Genomic DNA, 10,717 nt, shown 5'->3' with positions numbered 1-10,717 from the left:
AAGTTCTTTGCGGTTTTTTCTTATCCGCCGGAAACGGCTATTCCGATCAAAACGATCGCGATCAAAGGCGGTAATCCTTGAATGATCGCAGCCCGTGCCATTGAAGGTTTAGAAGCGAATAGAACCGTGCCGGCTCCGAAAACCGAAAGACAGGAAAAGATCATGATCGCCGGCGCGTAGCTTGCGTGAAGTTCGAAAAAAATCGCCCCGTAAAGCGCTCCGATCGCAAGAAACAGGTTGTAAAAACCTTGGTTTAAAAAGACCCCTTTCATCGCTTCCGCTAACTTTTTATCCGTAACTCCGAAACGTCTGTGAATTGTCGGTTTCATCCAAAGAACGCTTTCCATAAGAAAAATCCATACGTGAAGTGCACCTACGATACCGGCTAAAATCCTTGCGGCTAAAATCATTCGTCTAACTCCTAAAATTTGTGGGGGTAGTTTAACAGTTCGGCTTTTCTTTGTAAAGGCGTATCCGCGCCAGTTTTCGACGCGATTCGGCCGATCATTTATTATCCGAATCGGAGTTTTTGTTGCGATTTTGCCGAATCTCGTTCCCATACGAATATGGACGTTGTCATTTTGCTAATTCCGGGAGCTCCGGCCTCGGTCATTACCGGTCTTTGCGAATTTTTTGAGTTCGCAGGAATCGATTTGGAGAATCGGCGTAAGCCCCCCATCTGCCGTGTTCGGACCGCGGCGATTCAATCGGAACCGGTTCAACTTCATGGAAACGTCCAGATCAAACCCGATATAGTCGGTCGTTGTGAAAAGACCGATCTTGTGATCGTTCCCGCCGTTGGGCCGAATGTTTTCAATCTCAAACGTCGATGCGGATTCGAAATCGAATGGCTGAAAGACGCTTCTACGAAAGCGGATCGAATCGCGAGTGTTTGTTCCGGAGCGTTTCTACTTGCGGCTACCGGATTGTTGGACGGGTTGTCCGCGACGACTCATTGGCAGTTCGCTTCTTTTTTTCGGAGAATGTTTCCGTCCGTTCGCTTGGATATCAATAAGTTAGTGATCGACCAAGGTAAATTTCTGACTTCCGGAGGCAGCAACGCTTTTTACGATTTAAGTCTTCATGTTTTAGAACAATCTCTCGGAAGAGAGGTCGCCCTTAAATGTGCGAAACATTTTCTTCTCGATTCGGATCGAATTTCGCAAACTCCGTTTATGACCTTCGCTACGCAGAAGCATCATGACGATCAACCGATCGCGACCGCGCAGGACATTCTCGAGAACGAATTCAACACCGCCATTTCGATGGAATCTCTTGCGCAAAGAGTCGGTATCAGTTCCAGAAGTTTAAAAAGAAGATTCAAAGAAGCGACGGGAGAACCTCCTTCAACGTATTTACAACGCCTTCGCATCGAATGGGCGAGAAGACGTTTGGAGGAAACGGGAGATTCCATTGAAGAAGTAAGTTATGCAGTGGGTTATGAAAACGTGGGTTTCTTTCGAGTTCTTTTCAAGCGTTATATCGGAACCACGCCGCTTGAACATCGGCGACGTCATTCGCTTAAGCTTCTTCCGGCTCGACTTAAATGAACTTTCCCATTCTTTCCATCGAATAAATGGCTTCTCTGGATTTCAAACCCATCGATGAAAACAGGGTTTCGGAATTGATTCCTTCCAGGATATCGACCGGATATGTGATTCTCGGATCGTCTTTCGAGCGTATGGGATAAAAACGTTTTTGATCCCGATAAGAATACGTAGTCAGTACGATCGTTTCCACGTCTTGAAAGACGACTTCCAAGTTTCGCAGCAAGGTGTTGATCTTAGAAGCGATGTTCTCGTTGATATCTTCCCAAGCGGAAAGTTCTCCCGAAATTTCCACGTTGAGATGAATTAAGATCGGTTCGGTTGCGGGTTGTTTCGAACGATTCTTTTCCAAAACCCTTCTCGCAACGTTTAGCGCGTCCGTATCGTTTCCTCTTCCGGTTTTAACGAGAATCGCTTTGTTTCTTTGCAAGAGTTCAAAGCCGTCGCCGTAGCAGATCAATTCTTCCGCGTGGTCTAAGATCCTCCATTTTTCCTCTTCGTTTAAAAAGGACAACTTGCGTCTTTGATTTAGAGAATACGTGATATTCCAAATCGATTGATACAAAAGCGCCGGAATCAAAAGAGGGGGAAGGTCTTTTACTGAAAAAAGTTTTTGAATCAACGCGTGGAATAATTCCGGCTGAATCAGCTTTTGCGATTCGAAATCGTCCGAAACGACGATCGAAGCGGTTTCACGGATGAGATACGACTTCATACAAAGCGCGGTTTGAAAATCGTTGAAAAAACGAAACTCCGGTTCCTCGAACAATTCTTCGGGAGTTTTAAAACCTACGTATCTTGCAGTCGCAGGGTCTTTGATCGGATATTTTAAGAAAGCCTTATGAAAGATATCGGAAGGATGTTTGAAGTCGAAGTTGTCGATGAACTCGGTCGTATCCAAACGGGTTCCGTCTTCGAAGATGAGAGTTTCGGCCATCGAGTCCGTGTTTGTGATTCCTTCCATCACATAAAGTCTGTCTTTTCGAAACATTTTCCGAACCGCTTGCGTCTGTTCTTGAATCGCTTTTCTCGCGGCTTGGTCGTCGTGATTGTGGGCCGCGCAGCCGAGTCCGGGGAGATCGGATCGGTGCATATATGCGATAAACAAAGCGGGAGTATTCGGAGTGTTGCAGGCAGCGTCGTTGATCAGTCGATCGATGCGGTTCCAAAACCAGAAGTTGTTGAGGTTCGTCGAAACGATGTTTCCGTCCGTTCTTCCGAAACGAATCGTAGTCACCGGATAACCTTTGAGTTTGCTTCCGTGCACGCGTCCATCGATGCACTTCGTCACTAAAACCTTGGGCGCTCGAACGCTGAATTCATGGATGACGTGTTTCATTCGATGAATCGTTTCCGATTGAAGAATATTCTCTTCCAAATATTGATCCAAATATCGATGAACTTCCTGCACGAAAAAACCTCTTTAAATGATTCCTTTCAAAAGAATCCCGATTTCCATTGTAAGAATAGAATGGAAATCGTAAATCCATTTGAAAGAAACCGGAAATTAAAAATGAGCCCGAAGTTTTCGGAAAGCACAGAAAGTCGGAAGAAAACTACGAGATGAATTCGAGGTTGAAGAGCCTGCCGACTCTATTCCAAACTTAAAAACCGATTCTCCAGAACGCGGTCCCTTTGAGTCGAAACGATCGAACCAGTTCTTTATATTTTTCTAATGTTTTTAAATCGGTGATGGCGCCGGTTCCGGACGAATTCTTTAAAATCAAAAAACCGTCTTCGTGCTTTTCGATTTCGAGATCGTTGTTTCCGTTTTGTAAATCCTTTTGTGTGAGAATTCTTACCTTACCGTTTCGATTCCAAAAATAACCGTATAGAGGAAGCCCTAACCAGAGTTTAGAAGGGTCTATTCGTTCGGATAAAAATTCCAGATTCTTTTTCGTAAGAGATAAGGAAGTCACCGGACCAGGTGACGTTTGCGGAGAATGGTAATCGTAACTCATTAGTACAAATTCATCGATCGCTTTTTCTTGAAAGAGATCGGAATGAATCGCATAGTTTGGATTTGGAAAGTCGATCTGCGGAAAAACAGCGATTGTGATTACCCGATCCTTGGGGAAACGTTTTTTTAAGATTCTCAGGAACTGTTTATACGAAGCGATTTCCGATTTAGGAATGGATTCTATGTCCAAATGAATTCCCGCCAAATGCGGATTTGAATGTAAGACATCGATGATATTCCGAATCGCAACTTCTATCGTCGCATTCGATTTAAGAAAGCTCGAACCGTTTTTAGAAACGGCCGTGATCAGAGGAATCAGTCGAATTTTATAATTCTTCGATAAGGATACGAAATCTTGCGGCAGCCTCGCCGCTTTCAACGTCCCATCTGATAATATGGTATTCCCTGTATAACTAATGGTATGTGATTTGGAGAGAATCTCCGTCCAGTAAGAGGATGAACGCGTTTCTATCGTTGTAAACAAAACGTAATTCCAATGATTCGATGTTTCCTGTGCCCAAAGTGCGTTTCCGACAAACAAGGATAGTACGGTAAGAATTCTGAAGATGCTCACGTCTTACGGATTATAAAACCATTTTGTAAATTTCAATCAATCCGGGAACCTTTCAGACCGATTTTCTAATCAGATGAAAAGGACCGGAGTCATCCGGGAGGAAGCGAAATTGTGGTTATCAAAGCGGGTTTAGAAGAAGCGATCTGCGAAGGCTTGGAAAGGCTCGGAATTTTAAATTCCGGTCAAAAACCGAGAGTGACCTTTCATTCCTCCAGCCTCAATGAAATCTATCTCGCTACCGTTCCGAATCACTCCTTTGCGGTTAAGGTCATCAAAAACCGCGATATGGCGGAAACCGAAAAAGAATCCCTGGAACAACTTTATAGAATCGGCGTAAGAGTTCCCGAATGTTATGGAATCGTACAAGCGGGGAATGCCTGGTTGTTGGTTATGGATTTCGTCGAATCGGGTTCTGCCTCGGGAACCCGCGAGGATTTAATCCGAAGTCTAAAACTTCTCTACCGCAAGGATTCGAATTCCTGGGGATGGAAACGGAATAATTTTATAGGAACCCTTCCGCAAAAGAATCGATGGCACCCGACCTTTTCCGAATTCTTTTGGGAAAGTCGCTTAACAACGCAGCTCGAGTTGGCTTCTTCCCGAAAACTGATTACGACGAAGGATTTTGAAAACGTAAGGGACGTATTCGAAAAGTTTACGGAAGAATGGAATCTCAATCAGGCAAAACCCCGTTTGATTCACGGAGACCTTTGGTCCGGAAATATTCTGACGGGCAAAAACGGACATTCGTATTTGATCGATCCTTCGATCGCATTCTCTCATCCCGAACAGGATCTTGCGATGTTGAATCTTTTCGGAAGTTCTTTGAACTTGGAGGAGATGCAGCAGATTCTTTCTTCGTGCGGGATCGACGACCCGGATCATTTAAAGGATCGAATTCCTTTTTGGCAGATGTATCCGATCTTAGTTCATATCAATCTTTTCGGTCCTTCTTACCTTTCCTCACTTCGACAAATTCTGCGTTATTACGGTAAGAGCTAATTCCGTTTAAAAACCGCGAATTGCTTGCTTGATCCGTTTGCGAAACAAAGATAAGCGGATCATGAAACTTTCTGGAAATACGATTTTAATCACCGGCGCGACTTCCGGAATCGGTTTGGAACTTGCAAAACGATTTGCGGGTTTGGGAAATACGGTTCTTGCTTTGGGAAGAAACAAGGATTCCCTTTCTAAGTTATCCTCCGTTCCCGGGATCGAAACGATTCGATGCGATCTCACCAAACCGTCGGACTTCGAAAAACTCGTATCGACGATCCGTAAAAAATATTCTTCGCTTAATATTTTGATCAACAACGCGGGCATTCAATACAATCCGGATTTTTCCAAAGATCCGGATCAAACGGAGTTTATCCAAAAAGAAATCGATACGAATCTAACGATTCCGGTCCGATTGATTTCGGTTTTAATTCCGGTTTTAAAAACGCATTCCGAATCGGCGATCGTAAACGTAACATCGGGGCTGGCGCTCGTTCCGAAACGATCGGCACCGCTTTATTGCGGAACCAAGGCCGGCTTACATATGTTCACCGAAGCGCTCCGTTACCAACTCGAAGGAACCAATATCAAAGTGATCGAAATGCTTCCGCCACAGGTGGATACTCCGATGACAGCGGGCAGGGGAAAAAATAAACTGACCACTTCCGCCCTTGCGGACGAGTTTATCGCCGCACTTGAAAAGAATCGAACGTATATCGGAATCGGCGTCGTAAAGTATTTAGGAGTCGCACTCCGACTTTTTCCTTCTTTGATTTATAGAATGATTAAAAACGCATAAGGAATCGTAATCATAAGTTCGCACAAACGAATTCAAAATTTAGAATGTAGTATGAAAAGGACATCTCTTGAACCGGAATACAAATCATAACAGTTCTACGGAAACCGTGATCGACGTCAAAAACGTGGTCAAACGATTTAAAAACACGGTCGCGGTTAACGATCTAAGTCTTCAAATCGTTAAGGGAGAATTTGTCGCTTTGCTCGGACCGAACGGCGCCGGTAAAACGACCTTGATCGAAATGTTGGAAGGAATTCAAAAACCGGACGGCGGCTCGATTTCGATTCTCGGAACGACTTGGAAACAAAACGAAACATTTCTTCGATCCAAGATCGGTTTGGCGCTTCAGGAAACGCGTTTTATGGATCGGATTACGGTCCAGGAAACCCTCGATCTTTTCGGGACTTTTTACAAAAGTAAAAAGGAAAGAATCAACGAGATTCTCGAATTGATCAATCTCGAAGAAAAACGAAAGGCGTACGTCAGCAATCTTTCCGGCGGTCAAAGACAACGGCTTGCGCTCGGAGTTTCCATATTAAATTATCCTGAAATACTTTTTTTGGACGAGCCCACAACCGGACTGGATCCCGGAGCGAGACGGGACGTTTGGAAAATTCTCGATCGTCTTCGCGAAAACAAAACCACGATGATTCTCACCACACATTACATGGAAGAGGCTGAGACGCTTTGCGAACGGATCATCATCATGGATAAAGGAAAGATTTTGGATCAGGGAACGCTTTCCGATCTTCTCGGCAGGACGGACGGAGGAGAAATCATCCGGTTTTCCATGGAAGACGGTTCTAACCCCGAATCTTGGATTCCCGAAAAAGGAAGATATAAATTTTTCTGGGATCAAGCGAAGTCCGAAGCGCGAATTTATGTTTCCGCGATCGCGGATTATCTTCCCGGATTGATGCAGGCGATCGGCTCATCTGGTAAAAAATTAAACACGTTAGAATGTCATAAAAAGACATTGGACGATCTTTTCTTGAGTATGACCGGAAGAGGGTTGGAAGGATGAAACAGATATTTCAATTGGTCGGCATTCAGCTGAAGGAATTCTTCAGAGAACCCGGAATTTTATTTTGGGCGTTTTTATTTCCGATCGCAATGGCCGGAGTTTTAGGAGTCGCTTTCGCGGGACAGGGCTCGGAAGAAGTTAAAATCGCAGTATTAGAAAATTCTTATCAACTAGAAGAACTTAAAAAAATGCTGAGTGCAAACGACGTTCAAAACCCGCAAAACGGTTTTTCCGGAGCGGTTTCAGAGCCGACTCGAAATCAAGAGAAAAATTCTTCCGTTTCCAATCCGGGCTCACTCCCTTCTTTGAAATTCGTGATTCTTTCCAAAGAAGACGCGATCCGCGATCTCAAACGAGGAAAGTTGAACGTAATCGTCGAACGAACTCAGGATGGAACGGTTCATTTTTCCTTTGACGGAGAAAATCCGAACGGACAGAGGGATTATCTTCTTTTGTTTTCCAAGATTCGATCGAACGAAACCGGTTTCATCTCCAAGATAGAACGATTGGAATCCAAGGGTACGCGATACATCGATTACTTAGTTCCCGGTATGATCGCGATGGGCGTGATGAACTCTTGTCTTTGGGGAGTCGGCTGGAATTTGATCGAGATGCGGATGAAAAAGCTTTTGAGAAGAATGTCCGCAACACCGATGAACAAGTTGTATTTTCTTCTCTCTTTCTTTTTTACGCGTTTGATCGTGACTGCGGTCGAATCCGCGATTTTGCTCGGCTTCACGCTTTCCACGTTCGAAAATGCGTTGGAAGGATCGATCGGTGCCGCGCTTTTGGTGTATCTTTCGGGTAACTTTGCATTCGCTTGTATCGGAATGTTTGTCGGATCGAGAGCCGCCGGTTCTCAAGTAGGAAACGGTCTCGTGAACGCTGTGACGTTTCCGATGATGGTTCTTTCCGGAATCTTCTTCTCCTATCAGAATTTTCCGGAAGCGGTTTTGCCGTTTATCAGAAATCTTCCTTTAACGTTGATGGCCGATTCGTTGCGTGCGGTTTTTATCGAAGGAGCGGGATTCGCTTTCGTCTTGCCGGCCGCGCTTTCGCTATTCGTATATGGAGTGATTTTTCTTTTTGCGGGAATTAGAATTTTTCGCTGGTCTTGACCAATGCGGATTAAAAAGTTTCAGAGATGCTTTCTTCTTTTCTTCGACAAGCCGCCTATTCGACGTTTCTGAAACCGTTCTTTCATTCTTTGGATCCCGAGACCGCACACGATCTTGCAAAGACGCTTCTCGGGATCAGCAATAAGCTTCCCGGCATTTTACCTATGATCGAATTGACGACTTCGTATAAAAGCGATCGTTTAAAAACGAAGGTTGCTGGAATCGAGTTTGAAAATCCGTTGGGAATGGGTGCGGGTTTTGATAAAACGGGAGAACTGTATCCGTTTCTTTCTCGCATGGGTTTCGGTCACGTCGAAATCGGAACGATCACCGGCCAAGGCCAACCCGGAAATCCGAAACCCAGAGTGTTCCGTTATCCGGAAGATCAAGCTCTCATCAATCGAATGGGATTTAACAATCCCGGCGCGGACTTGGCGGAGAAAACGATTTCTTCCCAGAAAAAAAGAAAGATTCGCGGCATAAACGCAGGAAAGACGAAAATCGTTCCCGAAGAAAAAGCGATCGAAGATTACGTTTATACTCTGAAGAAGCTTTCGCCTTACGGCGATTATGCGGTTATCAATATCAGTTCTCCCAATACTCCGGGTTTACGCAATTTTCAAAAACAGGAGAATTTCGTTTCATTGATTCAAGGGATTCGAAACGGACTCGGTGAGAATTTTAAAATTCCGTTGTTCGTGAAATTCGCGCCCGATATGGAAACGAAGGATTTGGAAGCGTTGCTCGAAACCTCTTTGAGTTTGAAATTGAACGGCGTGATTTTGACGAACACTACGATCGATAAATCTTCCCTGAAGCGATATCCGAATGTGGAAAAGGAAGGCGGGCTTTCCGGCCTTCCTCTAAAAAAGCGATCAACTGAATTCGTTCGAGTCGCTTATCAAATTTTAAAAGGAAGAATTCCGATCATCGGAGTCGGCGGTATCGACTCGGGAAAAGCGGCGCTTGAAAAAATTCTCGCGGGCGCTGACCTAATTCAGATTTATACCGGTTATATTTATCAAGGGCCCTTTTTACCTTTGAGAATTCTCGAATTTTTGGATCAGTTCCTAAAAAAACAGGATCTAAAATCGGTGTCGGATTTGGTAGGAAAGGAAAAAGAACTCCGTTTCGATTCGAAATAGTTTGTGATCGTTCCCGAATTCTTTCCTTTTGATTGAAATAAAGAACGATAAACGAATTGATTGTTTTAGAATATTAGGGCTTTCTAAAAGACCGTAGGAAAGAAGGAATATGTTGGGAAGATCTTTAGTTATAGTTTCGATTCTCTGTTCTTTGATGTGGGGTTGTCCCGCAAAAGACGACGATACCGCCAAAAACTTACAACTTCTTTTAGGTCTTTATGCGATCAACGAAGCTCTTTATTATTGCGATCCCGCGGAAAACGTCCGCACGAGCGGAAGCGCACCGAACTTCAGCGTTTCCACTTCTACCTTGAGCCAAGTCTTATTAACGGAAAGCGGCGCTTATGCGGACGGAGGAACGGCCTATCTGGTTGGTACGGTTAAATTTCCCGGCATCGGAAAAAATAATCCGATGGGAATCGTTTATACGGAACAAAACCACGCGTTCTCGTCCAATCCGAATCGTTTTATCTATCCTCTTTGGGAAACGGCAACCGGTAATTTAATCCAAGACAACGGGAAAAGCGAATCCGCCGGATATCGGTCCGCAACGACCGCATTTCCGATCGGCGCGACGCCTGGATATTACGCTCCCAGTTCGGGGTACAATAACTTTACTACCAATCTCTTAGGAACCGATTTTATTTTACCGAGCATTCCGAGTCCGTCGATCACAACTCGAAGAGTCACGAACAATACGGTTCAAACCTGTGAAGAATATAAATTTCGCGCCGAGCCGAACGGACTTTTCGGAAGCGCGGCTTCCGGTTTGAGTAAGATTTGGCAATCTCGTAAGAAGTTGAACATCAATCTGATTTTTATTCCCGGAGCGGTTACAACCCCGACTACGGCCGCTATGACGACGATGATTCAAACCGTAAAAGATATTTACGCACAGAATACCGTTAAAATCGACGTAAGCGTGACTGCGTCCGTTGCCGCTGCGGGTGCGTCGTATCTTACGATTGCGAATATCACGGACGATTATGGAGACGTCGCTAATTCATTGGGATCTCTTTATAGAACCAATCCTTCCGGCGTTCAAGACGCGAATTCTTTAAACATCTATATCACCCGAGATTATACCGTTTCCAGCAGCGCTCCTGCAGGCATCTTAGGAATTTCTTCCGGTATTCCCGGGATTCCGGTGGCCGGAACTCCGAAATCGGGAATGGTCGTGTTTATCGAAAATCACAGAACCGCTTCCGGCTGCGGAGCGGTCGGCTCCGATTTAACTTGTTCGGCCGATCAAGTTTTTCTCGCAAAAACGATCGCACACGAAGGTGCGCACTTCTTAGGTCTTTATCATCCGGTGGAAAAGGACGTGGTGAAAGGACGATACACTTTGGACCCTTTACCAGAAACCCCGGAATGCAGGGATCAAAACGGGAATAATCTCGTAGGCTTGGGAGAATGTTTAGGGGACGGATTTTTCAACAGCGGCGGACTCAATCTTATGTTTTGGGCCGGAAATCCGGCGATCAATCAAACTCAGTTAACCGGGGAACAAGGATGGGTACTTCGTTCTCATCCACTGGTATATTAAGAAAATGG

At 44.8% G+C, this 10,717-nt stretch carries 10 protein-coding genes; 7 read left to right on the top strand and 3 right to left on the bottom strand.

Annotated features, from left to right (window positions below; translation table 11 throughout):
• Positions 1-20: 20 nt before the first annotated feature.
• Positions 21-410: a DUF1304 domain-containing protein gene (locus LFX17_RS17665; RefSeq protein WP_238731404.1), complete on the bottom strand. Its 390-nt coding sequence runs from the start codon at positions 408-410 to the stop codon at positions 21-23.
• 156 nt (positions 411-566) lie between these two features.
• Between LFX17_RS17665 and LFX17_RS17660 the strand changes: the two genes are divergently transcribed.
• Positions 567-1,550, top strand: a complete 984-nt coding sequence (locus LFX17_RS17660) for a GlxA family transcriptional regulator (protein ID WP_238731403.1) — start codon at positions 567-569, stop codon at positions 1,548-1,550.
• Here LFX17_RS17660 and LFX17_RS17655 read toward each other — a convergent pair.
• Positions 1,543-2,958, bottom strand: coding sequence for a hypothetical protein (locus LFX17_RS17655; protein ID WP_238731402.1), 1,416 nt, complete (start codon positions 2,956-2,958; stop codon positions 1,543-1,545). The two genes, LFX17_RS17660 and LFX17_RS17655, sit on opposite strands and share 8 nt — an antisense overlap.
• Positions 2,959-3,151: 193 nt before the next feature.
• Entirely contained in the window at positions 3,152-4,081 is a 930-nt protein-coding gene (locus LFX17_RS17650; RefSeq protein WP_238747555.1) for a glycosyl hydrolase family 18 protein, read from the bottom strand.
• 111 nt (positions 4,082-4,192) lie between these two features.
• Here LFX17_RS17650 and LFX17_RS17645 point away from each other — a divergent pair, with 111 nt between their 5' ends.
• The 6 genes from LFX17_RS17645 to LFX17_RS17620 all read left to right on the top strand — a co-directional run bounded on the left by LFX17_RS17645 (position 4,193) and on the right by LFX17_RS17620 (position 10,709).
• Positions 4,193-5,083, top strand: coding sequence for a fructosamine kinase family protein (locus tag LFX17_RS17645; protein ID WP_238731400.1), 891 nt, complete (start codon positions 4,193-4,195; stop codon positions 5,081-5,083).
• A gap of 61 nt (positions 5,084-5,144) precedes the next feature.
• A complete protein-coding gene (locus LFX17_RS17640) occupies positions 5,145-5,876 on the top strand; it encodes an SDR family oxidoreductase (RefSeq protein WP_238731399.1) in 732 nt (243 codons plus the stop codon).
• Positions 5,877-5,943: 67 nt separating this feature from the next.
• Positions 5,944-6,900, top strand: coding sequence for an ABC transporter ATP-binding protein (locus tag LFX17_RS17635; RefSeq protein ID WP_238747553.1), 957 nt, complete (start codon positions 5,944-5,946; stop codon positions 6,898-6,900).
• Positions 6,897-8,018, top strand: a complete 1,122-nt coding sequence (locus tag LFX17_RS17630; protein WP_238747551.1) for an ABC transporter permease — start codon at positions 6,897-6,899, stop codon at positions 8,016-8,018. The genes LFX17_RS17635 and LFX17_RS17630 overlap by 4 nt, the downstream gene beginning before the upstream one ends.
• 26 nt (positions 8,019-8,044) lie before the next feature.
• Positions 8,045-9,163 carry a quinone-dependent dihydroorotate dehydrogenase gene (locus LFX17_RS17625; protein WP_238731396.1) on the top strand — a complete coding sequence of 373 codons (1,119 nt, stop codon included), beginning with the start codon at positions 8,045-8,047 and terminating at the stop codon, positions 9,161-9,163.
• 109 nt (positions 9,164-9,272) lie between these two features.
• Positions 9,273-10,709 (top strand): M43 family metalopeptidase leptolysin, encoded by a 1,437-nt coding sequence (locus tag LFX17_RS17620; protein ID WP_238731395.1) that lies wholly within the window; start codon positions 9,273-9,275, stop codon positions 10,707-10,709.
• Positions 10,710-10,717: the final 8 nt, after the last annotated feature.

The organism is Leptospira sanjuanensis (assembly GCF_022267375.1).
Lineage (GTDB): Bacteria > Spirochaetota > Leptospiria > Leptospirales > Leptospiraceae > Leptospira > Leptospira sanjuanensis.
This window is presented reverse-complemented; position numbering and strand designations above follow the sequence as displayed.